Below are 18,815 nucleotides of genomic sequence, written 5' to 3' on the forward strand. Positions count from 1 at the left end.
CTCCGTATTACCGCGGCTGCTGGCACGGAGTTAGCCGGTGCTTCTTCTGTGACTAACGTCAAATCAACGTGCTATTAACACGTCCACCTTCCTCATCACCGAAAGAACTTTACAACCCGAAGGCCTTCTTCATTCACGCGGCATGGCTGCGTCAGGGTTCCCCCCATTGCGCAATATTCCCCACTGCTGCCTCCCGTAGGAGTCTGGGCCGTGTCTCAGTCCCAGTGTGGCTGGTCATCCTCTCAGACCAGCTAGAGATCGCAGGCTTGGTAGGCCTTTACCCCACCAACTACCTAATCCCACTTGGGCTCACCTTATGGCTAGTGGCCTTGCGGTCCCACTACTTTGATCCTCAGATATTACGCGGTGTTAGCCATCGTTTCCAATGGTTATCCCCCTCCATAAAACAGATTCCCAAGCATTACTCACCCGTCCGCCACTCGTCAGCATCGAAAGCAAGCTTTCAACCCGTTACCGTTCGACTTGCATGTGTTAAGCCTGCCGCCAGCGTTCAATCTGAGCCATGATCAAACTCTTCAGTTTAATCTCGCTCAATGAATACATAACGTTATATTCTTTTCGAATCTCAAGTTAAGCATCATTGATTTCTAAATTTTAAATCTTTTTGAAAATCAACGAATGCCCACACAGATTGTCTGATTGATTGTTAAAGAGCAAAAAAGAACGACGCGATTTGTATCATCTTAATTTCTACAACGTCGCGTCGTTGTGTGCGGCGTATTATAGACATCTCGAAAATCTTTGCAAGTCTTTTTTTGCAAATTTTTAAGATTTTTTATCGCTTGATGACTTTTACACCAACTTGCAAAATTATTCACCTAAGTGCGGTGAAAATTTAGTGAATTTTTATACCGCACTTTGCTTTTACGTCCTATTAATTTCACATTTTACTTTTTCATTTGCTTAATTAAAGCAGGTAATTGCGCAATGCTATTTATCACAAAATCAGCAGTTTGTTCACTTTCAGCGGTGATCGCTTTGCCTGTACGCACTAAAACACAATTTTGCACACCAGCTCCTTTGCCAGCTTGCATATCTTCTTTTTTATCACCCAGCATAAAAGACTGCGCAGGATCGATATCCAATTCTTCTATTGCCTGTAATAACATACCCGATTTCGGCTTACGGCAATCGCACGCTTCTTTATATTCTCCTTTGCCTTCAGGGTGATGAGGGCAATAATAGATACCATCGAGATCAACACCGCGATCTGCCAGTGACCAATCCATCCATTCGGTGAGTTGTAAAAATTGTTGTTCTGTAAAATAGCCTCTTGCAATGCCCGATTGATTCGTTACCAACACCAATAAATAGCCCATTGCCTTAAGTTGTTGCAATGCCTCAATACTTCCTTCAATAAATTGAAAGTCATCAATTTGATGGACATAACCGTGATCAATATTGATCGTCCCATCTCGATCGAGAAAAATCGCTTTATTCACCTTCTTATCCTTATTATATTAATGCTTGCTATTTTGTTGCATTATGACGTAATTTTATTCTAACTAATAGCGGAACATTCTAAAAATCTTGTGAATAAATATTGACACAGCATTCTAGACGTCTAAAATACCAAAAACTTAAATTTAAGCATATAAAAAGGGCTTATATGATTAAGCTAGAAAACCTTAGTAAAATTTTCGACATTGCGGATAAAAAAATCACCGCACTTGATAACGTCAATTTGCACGTTCCGAAAGGGCAAATTTGCGGTGTGATTGGTGCCTCAGGTGCGGGGAAAAGCACGCTAATCCGCTGTGTCAATTTATTAGAACGACCAACTTCTGGTTCTGTGATAGTAAATGGCAAAGCATTAACCCATTTATCCGATAGCCAACTGATTCAAGAACGACGCAATATTGGAATGATTTTCCAACATTTCAATTTGCTCAGTTCACGCACCGTCTATGGCAACATTGCCCTACCACTAGAATTAGCAGGTGAAAGCAAAGCTGACATTAAACAAAAAGTGGAACAGTTGCTTGCTTTAGTTGGATTAAGTGAAAAACGTGATGTTTACCCAGCCAATCTTTCAGGCGGACAAAAACAACGTGTTGCTATTGCACGCGCCTTAGCCAGTGATCCTAAAGTACTCCTCTGCGATGAAGCAACCAGTGCGCTAGATCCCGCCACCACGCAAGCAATTTTAAAATTATTAAAAGAAATTAACCGCACTTTAGGTATTACTATTCTATTGATTACACACGAAATGGACGTAGTAAAACGGATCTGCGATCAAGTTGCGGTGATTGACAAAGGACGACTTGTTGAACAAGGTTCGGTGAGCGAAATTTTCTCAAATCCAAAAACTGAATTGGCACAACAATTTATTAGCTCAACATTCCACATTAATTTGCCGGAAGAATATTTGGAAAAATTATCACCAACCCCAAAACACCCGAATGCTTGGCCAATTATTAAATTTGAATTTACGGGGCGTTCCGTAGATGCCCCGTTACTTTCACAAGCTTCCAAACGTTTTGGCGTGGATTTAAGTATTCTCACCTCACAAATTGACTATGCAGGTGGGGTAAAATTTGGTTTTACCATCGCAGAAGTGGAAGGCGATGAAGACGCGATTACGCAAGCCAAAATTTATCTAATGGAAAATAATGTTCGTGTGGAGGTATTAGGTTATGTGGACTGAGTTTAGCGCTGAATTTTCCCGTCAGCTTACCCCACAAGTTTGGCAACTGATTGCCAACAGCTCTTTTGAAACAGTTTATATGAGCCTTGTGGCAACCTTTTTTGCTGTATTATTTGGCTTGCCATTGGGCATCATCACCTTTCTAACCAAAGAAGGGCAAACCCTAAATAATAAAAAATTGAACCGCACTTTAGAAATCATTATTAATGTTGGGCGTTCAATTCCTTTTATCATTTTATTATTTGACTTAATGCCCGTAACGCGTTTTCTGGTTGGCACCACCTTAGGCACCACAGCGGCAATTATTCCATTAAGTGTTGCGGCCTTGCCTTTTTACGCACGCTTAACCGTAAACGCCTTGGGCGATATTCCTACGGGGCTAACAGAAACCGCCAAAGCAATGGGAACAAACGTTTGGCAGCTAGTTACACGCTTTTATTTACCCGAAGCCTTACCGATTCTAATTAAAGCAATGACACTCACCTTAGTCACGCTGATTGGTTATTCCGCAATGGCTGGCGCAGTGGGCGGTGGCGGTTTAGGTAACACCGCAATTTCTTTCGGATTACACCGCAATATGCCTTATGTGCTTTGGGTTTCAACCATTATCATCGTACTTATCGTTATGTTATGCGAAAAATACGGTAACAAATTAGCGGATCATTTCGATCATCGTTAATCTCAACATCCACTTAACTCACTAAAAAGGAAAGTAAAAATGAACTTTAAAAAATTATTCACGGTAGCCACACTTTCATCGGTTTTAGCGCTAACCGCTTGTAAAGATGACAAAAAAGCAGAAACCACCGCCTCAGCACAACCTGCTACACAAAAAATTAAAGTGGGCGTAATGTCAGGGCCAGAACACCAAGTGGCGGAAATTGCGGCAAAAGTAGCGAAAGAAAAATATGGTTTAGATGTCGAATTTGTCGAATTTAACGAATATTCATTACCAAACCCAGCGGTAAGCAATGGGGATTTAGATATCAATGCAATGCAACACAAACCTTACCTTGATAAAGATTCGCAAGAACACGGCTATAAAAACCTTGTTATCGTGGGTAACACCTTCGTTTATCCATTAGCTGGTTATTCGAAAAAAATTAAAAATGTGAGCGAATTACAAGACGGTGCAATCATTGCTGTGCCAAATGATCCAAGTAACCTTGCGCGTGCATTAATCTTATTAGAAAAACAAGGTTTAATTAAACTTAAAGACAACACAAACCTATTCGCAACCTCTTTAGACATTGTAGAAAATCCAAAACATCTACAAATTAAAGAAGTGGATACCTCTGTGGCAGCCCGTGCATTAGATGATGTTGATTTAGCGGTTGTTAATAACACTTACGCGGGTCAAGTTGGTTTAAATACGCAAGAACACGGTGTGTTTGTCGAAGATAAAGATTCGCCTTATGTAAATATTATCGTAGCGCGTGAAGACAACAAAGACAGCGACGCGGTGAAAAACTTCGTAAAAGCGTATCAAACCGATGAAGTGTACCAAGAAGCAGTAAAATACTTCAAAGACGGCGTAGTTAAAGGCTGGTAATTTTAGCCCCTTTTTTCACCTTGCCCCTGACCATTCAGGGGCATTATTTTCTCATCGAAAAAACACCGCACTTTTCTTGTTCAACGAAAATGAACGCTCTATAATAGCAACCCCTTTACTTATTCCAAAAAAACGTATGGACATTGCAATTTATATCCAATTTTTCGTAGGACTGATCGCACTAGTCAATCCACTGGGTGTCATTCCTATCTTCTACTCAATGACATCAGATCAAACACCTGCACAGCAAAATCGCACTGGGCTTATTACCTGCTTTTCTGTTACCGTGATTTTGTTGGTCAGCTTCTTCTTTGGCAATATGATTTTAGATGCCTTCCATATTTCCATTAACTCTTTCCGCATTGCGGGAGGCATTTTGGTGGCGATGATCGCACTGACAATGATCAACGGTAAAATCGGTGATCATAAAATCAATAAAGAAGAAAAAGCAGAAAACTTTGACGATTACAACAACATTGCCGTTGTGCCATTGGCAATGCCAATTATGGCAGGCCCCGGCTCAATCAGTGCCACCATCGTATTTGGCTCAAATCAGCATACCATTATGGATTATATTTACACCTCTCTCACCATTGCCATTTTCGGGCTATGCTGTTTTATCTTATTAAAATATTCTGAGCCATTGATTAAAAAATTAGGCAAAACAGGTTCCAATGTGATTACCCGTATTATGGGGTTAATTTTGATGTCTCTCGGAGTTGAAATTATTGTTGAAGGGATCAAAAACCTTCATCTCTTCTGATTTATTTTTTAAAGTGCGGTGGTTTATTTAGAATTTTTTCATAAACCACCGCTTTTTTTTGATAATCATCTAATCTTTCATAAAAAACCATTTTTTTACAAAAAAATATTTGCAATAGATCCCCTTTTTGTTGCATAGTAATTCCCAAGCCAACTTTCTAAGGCTTACCTAAAGACTGTACAACAGGACTTTAGCCATTCTAATAATAAATTTATCAACATCATACACACATAAAGGAAGTAAATTATGTCACAAGTTACCTCATTAGAAGAATTCTTAGCCAAAGTTGAACAACGTGATGGACACCAACCAGAGTTTTTACAAGCTGTGCGTGAAGTGTTCACTTCGATTTGGCCATTCTTAGAGAAAAACCCACAATATCGCTCACAAGCTCTTTTAGAGCGCCTTGTTGAGCCTGAGCGTTTAATCCAATTCCGCGTAGCGTGGACAGATGACAAAGGTCAAGTACAGGTAAACCGTGCTTTCCGTGTTCAATTCAGCAGTGCAATTGGACCATTTAAAGGCGGAATGCGTTTCCACCCTTCTGTAAACCAATCAATCTTAAAATTCTTAGGCTTTGAACAAATCTTCAAAAATGCCCTCACCACATTGCCAATGGGCGGTGGTAAAGGCGGTTCAGACTTCGATCCTAAAGGTAAATCTGACGGCGAAGTAATGCGTTTCTGCCAAGCATTAGTGAGTGAGCTTTATCGCCATATTGGCCCTGATACAGACGTTCCTGCAGGCGACATTGGTGTTGGTGGTCGTGAAGTGGGCTATCTTGCTGGAATGATGAAAAAATTATCTAACCAAGCAGGCTGTGTGTTCACAGGGCGTGGTTTATCATTCGGTGGTAGCTTAATTCGTCCAGAAGCGACAGGCTATGGCTTAGTGTATTTTGCACAAGCAATGCTTGAAGAAAAAAATCAATCTTTCCAAGGTAAAACCGTGGTTGTGTCAGGTTCAGGTAACGTCGCACAATATGCGATTGAGAAAGCCTTACAACTTGGCGCGAAAGTCGTTACTTGTTCTGACAGCTCTGGCTACGTTTATGATGAAGCGGGTTTCACCCCAGAAAAATTAGCTGCGTTGATGGAAATCAAAAATGTACAGCGCGGTCGAGTGAAAGATTATGCAGAAAAATTCGGCTTACAATATGTTGCGAACGAGCGTCCGTGGAGCGTGAAAGCAGACATCGCCTTACCTTGTGCAACACAAAACGAATTAGACCTTGCTGATGCACAAAAATTAATCGCCAATGGCGTACAACTTGTGGCAGAAGGTGCAAATATGCCAACAACGATTGAAGCAACTGACGCATTACTTGAAGCTGGCGTATTATTTGGTCCAGGTAAAGCGGCAAATGCAGGTGGTGTGGCGACTTCAGGCTTAGAAATGGCACAAAGCTCACAACGTCTATACTGGACGGCTGAAGAAGTGGACGCGAAATTAAAACAAATTATGCTCGACATCCACGCTAACTGTAAAAAATACGGTAAAGTGGAAGGTCAAGCTAACATCAATTATGTCACTGGTGCAAACGTCGCTGGTTTCGTAAAAGTTGCTGATGCAATGTTAGCGCAAGGGGTTTACTAATAATCCGTAAAGAGCAAAACACATTATGGACTAAGCAAGCAGAGCGAAAGGACATTAATGTATTTATTAAGATAAAGGGAGGTTAAACGCCTCCCTTTATTTTCTCTGCTAATCATTTATAAACAGGTAAAAATTCATAAAAAAACCACCGCACTTTTTTACGATGGTTTTTCTTTTCCCGAGTTTTCACTTATCCTAAAAAATACTTATACGCCGGGCTATCCGTTACATCTTGATAGGTGTAAGCCAGTTCTTCCAAATGTCCGTTAAAACGAATTTCATCATTTTCATCTAATTGGAAGCCAGCAAGCACATTGCCATAATCTGCACCGTGCGCACGATAATGGAACAAGGAAATGTTCCAGTGTGTGCCAAGCATTTCAAGGAATTTAAGCAATGCACCTTTCTGTTCTGGGAACTCAAAACTGTATAAACGTTCTTTAGCTTGGCTTGATGAGCGTCCACCAATCATATAACGAATATGGGTTTTCGCGACATCATCATCAGACAGATCCATCACCGCATAGCCGTTTTGTTGTAGCTGGGCGATGATTTCATTTTTTTCCTTTTCACCACTGATACGCACCCCAACAAAGATACAGGCTTGCGCTTGATCGGCATAGCGGTAATTAAATTCTGTTACCGCACGATCGCCAAGCAAATGACAAAAACGCAAGAAACTGCCTTTTTCTTCGGGAATCGTTACCGCGAGCATCGCTTCGTGTTTTTCACCAATTTCACAACGCTCGGAGACATAACGTAAAGTATGAAAATTCAGGTTTGCCCCAGATAAAATATTGACTAAGGTTTCCCCTTGAATTTGATGTTGTTTGACATATTTTTTAAGCCCCGCCAGAGAAACAGCGCCTGAAGGCTCCGCAATTGCACGAACATTTTCAAAAATATCTTTCATTGCCGCACAAATTTCATCGCCATCCACTAGCACCACATCATCAAGATAGTGCTGACATAAGCGGAACGTTTCATCACCAATGCGTTTTACTGCCACCCCATCGGCAAATAATCCCACTCTTTCTAGATCCATGGGTTGCCCTGCTTTTAACGCTTGATACAGGCACGCCGAATCTTTGCTTTCCACGCCAATCACTTTAATTTCTGGCATTAATTGTTTAATTAACACAGCAACCCCCGCTGCCAAACCGCCACCGCCAACGGGGACAAAAACCCGATCGATATTAGAAGATTGTTGTAATAATTCCAGAGCTAAGGTGCCTTGCCCTGCGATCACTAAAGGATGATCGAAAGGGGGAATGAACGTCATATTTTTCGTTTTAGCCAGTTCAATCGCTTTACTTTTTGCTTCATCGAAGTTTGCGCCATAAAGCAACACATCGCCACCAAAACGACGCACCGCTTCAACTTTAATGCTTGGCGTATTCTGTGGCATCACAATTAATGCCTTTAAGCCAAGATGCTTGGCGGATAACGCAACGCCTTGTGCGTGGTTACCTGCGGATGCGGCAATGACCCCCGCTTGACGTTGTTGTTCGTTTAATGCGGCGATCATTGCGTAAGCACCGCGTAATTTAAAACTATGCACTGGCTGGCGATCTTCACGTTTAATTAAAATGTGATTAGCTAAGCGAGAAGAGAGTTTTTCCATCGGCTGTAATGGGGTGGTTTGCGCTACTTGATAAACCACTGAACCTAATTTTAAAATGGTTTTTAAATAATCGTCCCCACTGGGTGCCGGACTGTTGAATGAAAGGGTTGTCATTTTATTATCCTTAAATAAAACCTGAAATAATATTAATCAGTAAAGAAAGCACGGTAACGTTAAAAATAAAGGCAACAATGCTATGAATCCCGCCTAAAATACGCCCTGCTCTTGATGAAAACATAACATCGGCGGTTTGCGCTGACGTGCCTATAATCAAGGCTGTATAAATAAAATCATAATAATTTGGCTCGGTTTGATAACCATTTTGCCCATCACTTTGGGGAATTTGTAATGGCATTGGCTCCCCGCTTATTTTGCTATGGTAGAAAAGATGAGCATACCGAATGGCGAATAAAATATGAATGACTAGCCAAGAAAGAAAAATAGAAATGATAGCCACACTGATATACCACATTTTTTCCATAACGGGCAAATTTTGTACAATACTCACTAAACGGACTAAGGCAACAAGACAAGCAACAATAATAATGCTCACAATGGCAAACATCGCTTTTGTTCCTGTTTGGCGTTCTTGTAAAAGTGCGGTCATTTTTTCGCGATGACGATGTTGCTGGCGAATTGTCCAAAATGTCCAAAATAAATACAGGCTCATACCTATATCCCAAGAATAAATCAGATCAATGCTGATCTCGCCCTGAGAAAGCAGGCGAAAGCCTAAAAAAGCAAACACAACAAGGATCAAGCTGGTATAAAATTTAATGTGTTGCTTTAACATTTTTAGCATAATGTTTCCCTTCACGACCTAAGATTATAGGCACAATGATAAAAAATAAGTGAAAAAATGACCGCACTTTATTCCGTGCAGTCATTTTTCTTTAATCGGCTAATTTAGTGCGATCTCTCACCGCACCTTTATCTGCAGAAGTGGCGAAGTGGCCATAAATTTTCAGTGCTAACGACACTTCACGCTGACGATTCGCTGGTTTCCAGCCTTTTGCATCTTGCTCTGCACGACGGACCGCCAATTCTTGTTCAGATACCATTAATTGAATGGAACGGTTTGGAATGTCGATCTCAATGGTATCGCCATCTTTCACTAAGCCAATTACGCCACCTGCTGCCGCTTCTGGCGAACAATGTCCGATAGATAAGCCTGATGTTCCACCAGAAAAACGCCCATCGGTTAATAATGCACAAGCCTTGCCTAGCCCCATTGATTTTAAGTAACTGGTTGGATAAAGCATTTCTTGCATACCCGGTCCGCCTTTTGGCCCTTCGTAACGAATCACCACCACGTGGCCCGCTTGCACTTTTCCACCTAAAATGCCATTAACCGCGTCTTCTTGGCTTTCAAAGACAATGGCGTTTCCGGTGAATTTTAAAATCGATTCATCTACCCCAGCGGTTTTTACAATACAACCATCTAAGGCGATATTACCTGAAAGCATTGCAAGTCCACCATCTTGGCTATAAGCAAATGCTTTACTGCGGATACAGCCGTTTTCTCTGTCATCATCAAGGCTTTCCCAACGGCAATCTTGCGAAAAGGCTTGTGTGGTGCGAATGCCAGCCGGCCCTGCACGATAGAATGCACGAATTGCTTCGTCTTGAGTTAGCATAATGTCATATTTGGCTATTTGCTCTGCCAAGCTTAACCCTAATACGGTGCGAGTTTGGTTATCCAGCAGATTCGCACGATCTAATTCGCCTAAAATGGCCATTATACCGCCTGCTCTATGAACATCTTCCATATGATATTTCGCGGTATTTGGGGCAACTTTGCTTAAACAAGGCACACGGCGAGAGAGGCGATCAATGTCTGCCATCGTGAAATCCACTTCAGCTTCTTGCGCTGCCGCCAATAAATGCAGAACGGTATTGGTTGATCCCCCCATTGCAATATCTAAGCTCATCGCATTTTCAAAAGCGGCTTTCGTGGCAATCGAACGTGGTAATACAGATTCATCATCTTGTTGATAATAGTTGTGGCAAAGTTCAACAATTTGTTTCCCTGCATCTAAAAATAATTGTTTACGATCTTTATGCGTTGCCAAACAAGAGCCATTACCCGGCAAGCTTAAGCCTAATGCTTCTGTTAAACAGTTCATTGAGTTTGCGGTGAACATTCCAGAGCAAGAACCACAGGTTGGACAAGCTGAGCGTTCAATAGCTTCAACATCAGAATCGGACACATTTTTATCCGCACTTTGTACCATTGCATCGACTAAATCTAACTTAATCAATTGATCAGAGAGCTTGGTTTTTCCGGCTTCCATTGGACCGCCAGAAACGAAAATGGTTGGAATATTTAAGCGTAATGCTGCCATTAACATTCCCGGGGTAATTTTATCGCAGTTGGAAATACACACCATTGCATCGGCACAATGTGCATTCACCATATATTCTACGCTGTCGGCAATTAAATCACGAGAAGGTAAGGAATACAGCATTCCACCGTGTCCCATTGCAATGCCATCATCAACGGCGATCGTGTTAAATTCCTTCGCCACGCCACCAGCTTGTTCGATCTGCTGTGCAACTAATTGCCCAATATCTTTCAAATGAACGTGTCCCGGTACAAATTGTGTAAATGAGTTCACCACCGCAATAATAGGTTTTCCAAAATCATTTTCTTTCATTCCTGTTGCACGCCATAAGGCGCGTGCGCCCGCCATATTGCGACCTTGTGTACTGGTTGCTGAACGTAATTTAGGCATAATCTCTCCAAACTTTGACAAATTTTTAAATTAAATACAATGCGATAAAACGCAATGAGGCATTTATTTCTTCAGTTAGCCGATGAATTTAACGCAATGACATCAGGTAATTTCACTAATTGATTGACTAATAATTCCACCGCTCTTTCACTTTGCACGATGACTTGCAAGGTGATTTCTTGTTGCTGGCTTTCGGTTTGTAATTTTACCACTTCAAAACCACGATGACGCATTACGCGCAATAAACGCTCTAAAGTTTCTGGCCGTCTATTGGCACGAATTGATAATTCATACTGTTGCATAATTTTCCCCACAATTCCTTTTTTTTATTCTTCCAGCATATCCACATTGCAAGCATTTGGCGGAACAAGTGGCCACACGTTTTCTTCTGCTGGGATACAAATATGTAATAAATAAGCCCCTTCTGATCGGAATAAACGATCTAATGCCCCTTGCACTTCTTCCCCTGATTCAATGCGTTCACCCTGAATATCAAAGGCAGAGGCAAGGGTAACGAAATCAGGGTTATCATCAAGAATGGTATTACTATGACGAGCTTGGAAAAATAAGGTTTGCCATTGGCGTACCATACCTAAGCGTTGGTTGTCTAATAAAATGATTTTTACTGGTGTTTTGCCACGTTTAATCGTGCCAAGTTCTTGCACGTTCATCATTAATGAGCCATCACCCGTAATTAAAATCACCTCATCATTGGGACGGGCTTTTTTCGCCCCAATCGCTGCGGGCAAGCCAAATCCCATTGTGCCAAATCCTGCTGAGGTAATAAAATTTTCTGGGGCATAATGTTGCATATGCTGTGCTGACCACATTTGATGCTGTCCGACATCAGTAACCACAATGGCGTTTTTTGCTTTTTGCTGAGAAACCGTGTTAAGCAACCACCAAGGATTAATCGGTTGTTTCCCCTGATTTTGTGCATAGCGAAAATCAAACGCTTGTTTGAGTTTATTGATTTCTTTATGCCAATCAGCCAATGCTAATTTCATTGCTAAGGCGTGAAAAATGGCATTTAAATCACCACGTAATGCCACATCAGGACGGCGTAATTTACCGAGTTCAGCAATATCAATATCGCAATGAATCACTTTTGCCTTAGGGGCGAAGGTATCTAATTTTCCCGTTACACGATCATCAAAACGCGCACCGAACACGAGCAATAAATCTGACTCTTGAGTGGCTAAATTGGCGGCTTTGGTGCCGTGCATACCGATCATTCCCATATAATAAGGCGTATCAGGCAAAATTGTGCCTAATCCCTTTAAGGTGGAAATACTTGGGATTTCGGTGATAGCTAAAAATTCACGCAAGGCAGGAACCGCATTCGCCATTCCTACGCCCCCGCCAACATACACCACAGGACGTTTCGCATTTTTCACTAATGCCAATGCTTTTTCTAATTCGACAGGATCAAGTGTGGTTGGTTTTTCCACAGGAAGGGTAAAAGGCTGTAAATCGGTTTCAGCAAATTGCACATCTTTTGGAATATCAATCAACACAGGGCCAGGGCGACCACTTTGCGCGATTTGAAAGGCTTTGGCGATAATTTCTGGCAATTCACCAATATGTTGCACAATAAAACTATGTTTCGTGCAAGCGAGAGATAACCCTAATACATCGGCTTCTTGAAAGGCATCCGTACCGATTAATGAGGACGCCACTTGCCCCGTAATCGCCACAACTGGAATGGAATCCATTAACGCATCACCTAGCCCAGTGATTAAATTGGTTGCTCCCGGGCCTGAAGTGGCAATACATACGCCTGTTTTACCGCTGGCTCTGGCATAGCCAATTGCCGCCATCGCAGCGCCTTGCTCATTACGACAGAGTAAATGTTCCAAGCCTGAATCATAAATGGCATCATAAACTGGCATTATCGCCCCACCGGGATACCCAAACACCACATCCACCTGATGCGCCTTTAAACATTCGGTTACTAATCTTGCACCGTTCATTTTTCACCTATCCTATATCATAAATTAGTTATAAAAAAAGCCTCTCAGCAATCTCTGCGAGGGGCTTTCTAATAAGTATAAATCAGGTTTAATTATTCTAGTTATTAGCAAGCCAACACCTCGCAGTGATAATCACCACGAGGTTAATAATAATGCTAATAAGAGAATAATGTTTTGTCATTGTGTGAATAAAATCTGAATAATTACCGTTACTGGCTACTATTGATACCACATTGAAAATAGAAATCAAGGAATTTTTCTATTTAGCAATCGTTTTCTTATAAAAGAGAAAACGTGAAAGAAAAAGTGCGGTCATTTTTTCGTATAATTTGCTATGATATTCGCTGTTTTTGTTGAAGGAGCTTAATTATGCAAAATCAACCCTTTCGTGCCGTTGTATCCGATTTAGATGGCACATTGCTCAATGGAAATCACGTGATTGGTGATTTCACAATTGAAACCCTCGAAAAATTATCCCAAAAAAAGATTGATATTATTCTCGCCACAGGGCGGAAATATGAAGACGTGGCACATATTGTAGGCAAAGTGAAACTGGATAACGCCGTGCTCATTACTTCAAATGGCGCAAGAGCGCATAATTTGCAAGGTAAATTGCTGTTGAGCAACAGTTTGCCCGATGCAATCGCAATGGAAATAATGCAAACCCCTTATGATAAAAAAAATGTGTTTGTAAATAGCTATCAAGAAGAGGGTTGGTTCATTAGCCTAGATATGCCCGAATTAGCAAAATATCATCAAGATTCTGGTTTTATGTATCAGGTTGTGGATTTCAACCAACATCACGGGCGTGAAACAGAAAAAGTCTTCTTCATTGGCAGAACGCCCGCCGATCTCGCCCCAATTGAAGCACATATCGCACAACATTTTGGCGAGCACGTTTATATGACCTATTCCACCCCACAGTGTTTAGAAATTATGAATAAAAATGTGTCAAAAGCCACCGCACTTGCTAAAGTTGTAACAAATCGCGACTATGGCTTAAATGCTTGTATTGCCTTTGGAGATGGAATGAACGATGTGGAAATGCTCAGCGAAGTAGGAAAAGGGTGCATTATGGGCAATGCTGATCCACGTTTAGTGCAAACTTGCCCGCAGTTAGAACAGATCGGTTTTAACCGTCACGAAGCTGTCGCAAGTTATTTACGCGCCACCTTTGGCGTGTATTAGAGCAAAATAAGCGGGTATCAGGCGAGATGGCAATTTGGCAAACATTACTCATCATCAGTACTGGCGCAGCATTAGGCGCTTGCACACGTTGGGGCTTGAGTGAGTTATTAAACCCACTGTTTTCATTTCTCACGTTTGGTACACTGATCGCCAATTATCTCGGCTGTTTTTTAATTGGCATCTTACTCGCTCTCGCTTGGCAATCCCCCCAGTTTTCTGGCGAATGGCGATTATTTTTAATCACAGGGTTTTTAGGCAGTCTCACCACCTTTTCTTCCTTTTCAGCGGAAGTCATTAATAATTTCTTAAATGAAAAATGGCTGTCCGCACTGACCATTATTGCCTTACATCTTGCAGGCAGTCTATTATTTACACTGTTGGGCGTGTTGTTGTTTCGTTATTGGCGATAAAGGCTTGTACTGTATTTAAGGCTTCGGCACGAATTTTATCCCGTTCAAATAAAATCTCGTGCTTGGCATTTTCCAGTGTAATTAACTGTCCTTGTGGCAAGCAGGCAACTAATTTTGCCAACTGTGCATTTTCTACAATTTTTTCTTTGCCAGCTTGCAAAACCAAGACAGGAATTTCAATGCGCGACAAAATTTTTTCCAACCCTTTAATTGCCGTTAAACACAAATGCACCCAGCGGAACGTTGGCCCGCCAAGACTTAATTCAGGAAAATAGCGATTAATACGATTCATCCATTTCATTCTGGTTTTGCAGAAACTGAGTTCATTTAACTCAAGATTGGTGGGTTTATAAGCGGTTTTGCCGAATACATAACGCTGTCCTTGTCCAACTAACATCATCAAATTAATGATCAACTCATCACGCAATAAATGTTTGGTCGGCAAGCCAAAAAATGGCGAAGAAAGCACCGCACGTTGAATCTGATGATCATAATTAGCCAAATAATAGGCCGAAATCAGTGATCCCAACGAATGGGCAAGCAGGTATTGTTGCGAATAATCGTTGTGGCAAGTGATTTGCTTAATTACCGTATCCATATCCTCACAGTAAAAGCGAAATTCATCAACATAACCTTTGTCTTTATCCGTTAATAAACGTTGAGAATACCCCTGTCCACGGTGATCAAAAAGCAATACATCATATCCCCATTGATAAAAATCATAAGCCAACTCCGACCATTTCAACATATTCTCCGCCCGTCCATTGACTAAAATCATCAATTTTCGCTCCGCACTTGGCAAGGTTTCTGCGTGCAAAAAATGGCGATAGGCAATTTGGCAACCCTGCTTCCCCGTTAAATATTGGATAGGAAATTGATCGACAAAGGGCATTAATTGCTGTAACGCAAATCGACAAAAATGAGGTTCTCGGTGTAAGCAATTTGACATTGGATTACCTTCAATAAAACAAAGATATCACGATCATAAAGGAAAGCTGATAAGAAAGATAGAACATAATGCCACATCAGAGGTTCTGACTTTTTGATAAAACTTCATATTTTTAAAGTGCGGTGTTTTTTTCGTTATTTTTATACAACAGCCCTATTGCTAAACATTCAAGGGAAAATAAAACATTTTGCTATTCAAATTCACTAAAAAACCCACAAAAAAGCACCGCACTTTATTTTCAGCCGTGCGGTGCTTTCTATCTATTCGTTTTTCAATGAGTTTTTAACTTAGAAATTACGCCACGAGTTGTTTTAAAATACGGCGAACAGGCTCCGCTGCCCCCCATAGTAATTGGTCACCAACAGTGAAGGCGGCGAGGTATTCTGGCCCCATTGCTAACTTGCGTAAGCGCCCTACTGGTACGCTTAATGTGCCTGTTACTTTTGCAGGGGTTAATTCGCGTAAAGTGGTTTCTTTATCGTTTGGAATCACTTTCACCCATTCATTGTGAGATGCAAGAATTTGCTCAATTTCGTCTAATGGCAAATCTTTTTTCAATTTGATGGTGAAGGCTTGGCTGTGGCAACGTAATGCGCCAATACGCACACATAAGCCGTCCACTGGGATTGGATTGTCACTTAAACCTAAAATTTTATTGGTTTCTGCATAGCCTTTCCATTCTTCTTTAGTTTGCCCTGTTTCCGGTAATAATTTATCGATCCAAGGGATTAAACTACCGGCAAGTGGCGCACCAAAATTATCAATTGGGAAGGACGCATCACGCATTTTTGCCGTTACTTTGCGTTCAATATCTAAGATTGATGAAGCTGGATTTGCTAATTCAGCTTTAACAGACGCTTCTAATTCGCCCATTTGCACTAATAATTCACGCATATTTTTTGCACCCGCACCAGAGGCAGCTTGGTAAGTGGCAACGGATACCCACTCCACCAAATCACGTTCAAATAATCCGCCTAATGCCATTAACATTAAGCTCACTGTACAGTTTCCGCCAACGAAGGTTTTTACACCATTTTTTAGCCCTTCACTGATCACATTCTGGTTTACAGGATCAAGTACGATAATTGCATCTTTGTCCATACGTAATGCAGAAGCTGCATCAATCCAATAGCCGTTCCAACCTGTTGCTTTTAGTTTTGGATAGACTTCATTGGTATAATCACCGCCTTGGCAGGTAACGATAATGTCTAATTTTTGTAATTCCGCGATGTCAAACGCATCTTTTAACACACCGGCCTCTTTACCCGCGAAAACAGGGGCTTTTTGACCTGCTTGTGAAGTGGTAAAAAAGATAGGGTTGATATTCGCGAAATCATTTTCTTGCTGCATACGATCCATTAGTACGGAACCCACCATTCCACGCCAACCGATAAAACCAACGTTTTGCATAAAATTTTCCTTATAAGTAATGTTGTGTTGAAAATAAAATCTGGATGAATTATGCCCAGTAAAACGGTTAAAAGTATAACCCTTCGGCTTTAATTCACAGGAAATTAATTACGTTAAACCGTGCAAAAAAACGTACAAGATAGCGTAAACAAAAGCAAGCATTTTTCTAAAAAAAGTTGCGAATAATTGATCTTTCTATAAAGAATACTCAATTTAGCTCGGCGAGCGTTGAAAAAATTGAAAAAGGAAAGAAAAATCCCCTTTTTACAAGGCAAAAGGGGATTAAAAGAACGAGAAAAATTAGCTGTATTTTTTTGCCGATAACCACGCGGCGATATAGCCCAAGAGCGCGCACATTGCGAGTAAAAATAGTAACTCGCCAATCATTATGCCGTGTAGCTCAAAATTTACCGCAAAAATTTCCGTCACATATTTCACCGCACTTGTAAAATAGCCAATTACAATGGCACTGAACACGCAAGCCAATAATCCTCCTAGGACGGCATAGATCATACCTGTGTAAAGGAAAGGACGTAGGATAAATTGATCTGTGGCACCAAGCAATTTCATCACTTCAATATTCGCTTTGTTGCTATACACATCAGAACGAATACTGTTGCCAATCACGAGAAAAACGGAAATAGCCATCAAAAGCGTGCAAACTACCGCAATATGTGCAATGAGCCACGAAAGTGCGGTGAGTTTTTCCATTAAATTATTATCTAAACGCACTTCTTGCACGCCTTTTATTTTAGCTAAGTTTTCCCTTAATTCATTGCGTTTTTGGCTTTCATTATAGTCTTTGCTTGGCTTAATAATCACTACCGCAGGCAGCGGATTATCATCTAGAATATCCAAGCCTTCACTAAAACCAGACCAGTTTTTAAACTCATTAAGACTCTCTTGACGAGAAATATAATTCAGACTTTCTACCCCAGATTGTTGGCGAATTTTTTCCACCACTAAATTAGCATCGGCTTCCGTGAGATTTTTATGCAAATAAACGGTAAATTCGCTTTCAGGATAAAATTGTGTGGTGGCTTGATGAATATTTTTCCATAACAAATAGCTCACCGTTGGCACAGTTAGCGAAGCGGCGATCACGAGAATGGTTAATAGGGTGGCATATTTTTTCTTAATTAGATCTGCCAGCACCGCTCGTAGCACATAATGGGTTTGAACCCACCAAGACGCATTAATTGGACGAGAACTCATTTCACTTTCCTTAACGTAAATGACCTTGTTCTAAGATTAAACAAGGTTTTGGTTTTTGTTGAACAATATTAATATCGTGAGTGGCAATTAACACCGTCATACCAAGGCGGTTAAACTCTTCAAATAAATTAAAAATATCGAGAGAAAGCGCGTTATCTAAATTGCCTGTTGGCTCATCGGCAAGTAATAATTGAGGCTTATGTACAATGGCACGAGCAATATCCACGCGCTGTTGTTCTCCACCAGATAAATGGATAGGCAAGTGATTGGCACGATCACGTAAACCAACACGATCTAACGCGGCTAAGGCTCGGCTTTGTGCTTCTTTTGGATGAATACCTGAAATAATTAATGGTAATGCCACATTATCAACAATACAACGATCGGCAAGCAGACGATAGTCTTGATGCACCATACCAATTTGGCGACGTAAAAATGGCAATTCGTGTTTAGACAAACGTGTAATATCGTGTCCGTTAAACCAAATTTGCCCGCCATTCGCGCGCTCCATTCCCATAATGAGTTTCAATAAGGTACTTTTCCCCGCGCCAGAATGCCCAAGAACATAGGTCATACTCCCTACGGGAAGATGAAAGTTTAATCCCTGCAAGGCAGGCTTGCCGCCTAAATAAGCCTTGCTGACATTTTCAAAGCGTATCATCGTTGTTATCTCTTTTCTTTTATGTTAAGCGGATGATTATAACGGATATTCTCATTTTTTGAGCAGAAATT

At 41.0% G+C, this 18,815-nt stretch carries 18 protein-coding genes and 1 rRNA gene (1 of these 19 cut by a window edge); 7 read left to right on the forward strand and 12 right to left on the reverse strand.

Annotation, left to right across the window (positions count from 1 at the left end; genetic code table 11):
• Positions 1–543, reverse strand: a 16S ribosomal RNA gene (locus L5B90_RS11025) (it extends 1,001 nt beyond the left edge of the window).
• 365 nt (positions 544–908) lie between these two features.
• Positions 909–1,463: a D-glycero-beta-D-manno-heptose 1,7-bisphosphate 7-phosphatase gene (gmhB, locus tag L5B90_RS11030; protein ID WP_265762948.1), complete on the reverse strand. Its 555-nt coding sequence runs from the start codon at positions 1,461–1,463 to the stop codon at positions 909–911.
• 167 nt (positions 1,464–1,630) lie between these two features.
• Between gmhB and metN the strand changes: the two genes are divergently transcribed.
• The 4 genes from metN to L5B90_RS11050 all read left to right on the forward strand — a co-directional run bounded on the left by metN (position 1,631) and on the right by L5B90_RS11050 (position 4,983).
• Complete coding sequence (metN, locus tag L5B90_RS11035; RefSeq protein ID WP_265762949.1) at positions 1,631–2,668, forward strand: methionine ABC transporter ATP-binding protein MetN; 1,038 nt, start codon at positions 1,631–1,633, stop codon at positions 2,666–2,668.
• Positions 2,658–3,347, forward strand: a complete 690-nt coding sequence (locus L5B90_RS11040; RefSeq protein WP_250351142.1) for a methionine ABC transporter permease — start codon at positions 2,658–2,660, stop codon at positions 3,345–3,347. The genes metN and L5B90_RS11040 overlap by 11 nt, the downstream gene beginning before the upstream one ends.
• 39 nt (positions 3,348–3,386) lie before the next feature.
• Complete coding sequence (locus L5B90_RS11045) at positions 3,387–4,220, forward strand: MetQ/NlpA family lipoprotein (RefSeq protein WP_250351143.1); 834 nt, start codon at positions 3,387–3,389, stop codon at positions 4,218–4,220.
• Positions 4,221–4,356: 136 nt separating this feature from the next.
• Positions 4,357–4,983 (forward strand): YchE family NAAT transporter, encoded by a 627-nt coding sequence (locus tag L5B90_RS11050; RefSeq protein ID WP_250351144.1) that lies wholly within the window; start codon positions 4,357–4,359, stop codon positions 4,981–4,983.
• Position 4,984: 1 nt separating this feature from the next.
• On the opposite strand, the gene L5B90_RS11055 is transcribed toward L5B90_RS11050, so the two are convergent.
• On the reverse strand, positions 4,985–5,119 hold the full coding sequence (locus L5B90_RS11055) for a hypothetical protein (protein WP_265762950.1): 135 nt from the start codon (positions 5,117–5,119) through the stop codon (positions 4,985–4,987).
• Between the two features lie 110 nt (positions 5,120–5,229).
• On the opposite strand from L5B90_RS11055, the gene gdhA reads away from it, so the two are divergent.
• A complete protein-coding gene (gene gdhA / locus L5B90_RS11060; protein WP_265762951.1) occupies positions 5,230–6,579 on the forward strand; it encodes an NADP-specific glutamate dehydrogenase in 1,350 nt (449 codons plus the stop codon).
• Between the two features lie 190 nt (positions 6,580–6,769).
• On the opposite strand, the gene ilvA is transcribed toward gdhA, so the two are convergent.
• The 5 genes from ilvA to ilvG all read right to left on the reverse strand — a co-directional run bounded on the left by ilvA (position 6,770) and on the right by ilvG (position 12,911).
• Complete coding sequence (gene ilvA / locus L5B90_RS11065; RefSeq protein WP_265762952.1) at positions 6,770–8,317, reverse strand: threonine ammonia-lyase, biosynthetic; 1,548 nt, start codon at positions 8,315–8,317, stop codon at positions 6,770–6,772.
• Between the two features lie 10 nt (positions 8,318–8,327).
• Positions 8,328–9,005, reverse strand: coding sequence for a DUF1345 domain-containing protein (locus L5B90_RS11070; RefSeq protein WP_265762953.1), 678 nt, complete (start codon positions 9,003–9,005; stop codon positions 8,328–8,330).
• A gap of 91 nt (positions 9,006–9,096) precedes the next feature.
• The gene (gene ilvD / locus L5B90_RS11075) at positions 9,097–10,938 is read right to left on the reverse strand and encodes a dihydroxy-acid dehydratase (protein WP_265762954.1); all 1,842 of its coding nucleotides are present in this window, start codon (positions 10,936–10,938) and stop codon (positions 9,097–9,099) included.
• Between the two features lie 71 nt (positions 10,939–11,009).
• Positions 11,010–11,240: an acetolactate synthase 2 small subunit gene (ilvM, locus tag L5B90_RS11080; protein ID WP_250351149.1), complete on the reverse strand. Its 231-nt coding sequence runs from the start codon at positions 11,238–11,240 to the stop codon at positions 11,010–11,012.
• A gap of 24 nt (positions 11,241–11,264) precedes the next feature.
• Entirely contained in the window at positions 11,265–12,911 is a 1,647-nt protein-coding gene (gene ilvG / locus L5B90_RS11085; RefSeq protein WP_265762955.1) for an acetolactate synthase 2 catalytic subunit, read from the reverse strand.
• 369 nt (positions 12,912–13,280) lie between these two features.
• On the opposite strand from ilvG, the gene L5B90_RS11090 reads away from it, so the two are divergent.
• Entirely contained in the window at positions 13,281–14,099 is an 819-nt protein-coding gene (locus L5B90_RS11090) for a Cof-type HAD-IIB family hydrolase (RefSeq protein ID WP_265762956.1), read from the forward strand.
• Positions 14,100–14,125: 26 nt separating this feature from the next.
• On the forward strand, positions 14,126–14,509 hold the full coding sequence (gene crcB, locus L5B90_RS11095) for a fluoride efflux transporter CrcB (RefSeq protein ID WP_265762957.1): 384 nt from the start codon (positions 14,126–14,128) through the stop codon (positions 14,507–14,509).
• Here crcB and L5B90_RS11100 read toward each other — a convergent pair.
• From L5B90_RS11100 to ftsE, 4 genes are all read right to left on the reverse strand, one after another.
• On the reverse strand, positions 14,469–15,458 hold the full coding sequence (locus L5B90_RS11100; RefSeq protein ID WP_265762958.1) for an alpha/beta fold hydrolase: 990 nt from the start codon (positions 15,456–15,458) through the stop codon (positions 14,469–14,471). The genes crcB and L5B90_RS11100 overlap by 41 nt on opposite strands.
• A gap of 294 nt (positions 15,459–15,752) precedes the next feature.
• Positions 15,753–16,868, reverse strand: coding sequence for an aspartate-semialdehyde dehydrogenase (gene asd, locus L5B90_RS11105; protein ID WP_265762959.1), 1,116 nt, complete (start codon positions 16,866–16,868; stop codon positions 15,753–15,755).
• Between the two features lie 300 nt (positions 16,869–17,168).
• Positions 17,169–18,083 (reverse strand): permease-like cell division protein FtsX, encoded by a 915-nt coding sequence (gene ftsX / locus L5B90_RS11110; protein ID WP_250351155.1) that lies wholly within the window; start codon positions 18,081–18,083, stop codon positions 17,169–17,171.
• Positions 18,084–18,093: 10 nt separating this feature from the next.
• On the reverse strand, positions 18,094–18,744 hold the full coding sequence (gene ftsE / locus L5B90_RS11115; protein ID WP_250351156.1) for a cell division ATP-binding protein FtsE: 651 nt from the start codon (positions 18,742–18,744) through the stop codon (positions 18,094–18,096).
• Between the last annotated feature and the right edge of the window lie 71 nt (positions 18,745–18,815).

This window comes from Avibacterium sp. 20-129 (genome assembly GCF_026226845.1).
Taxonomy (GTDB): domain Bacteria; phylum Pseudomonadota; class Gammaproteobacteria; order Enterobacterales; family Pasteurellaceae; genus Avibacterium.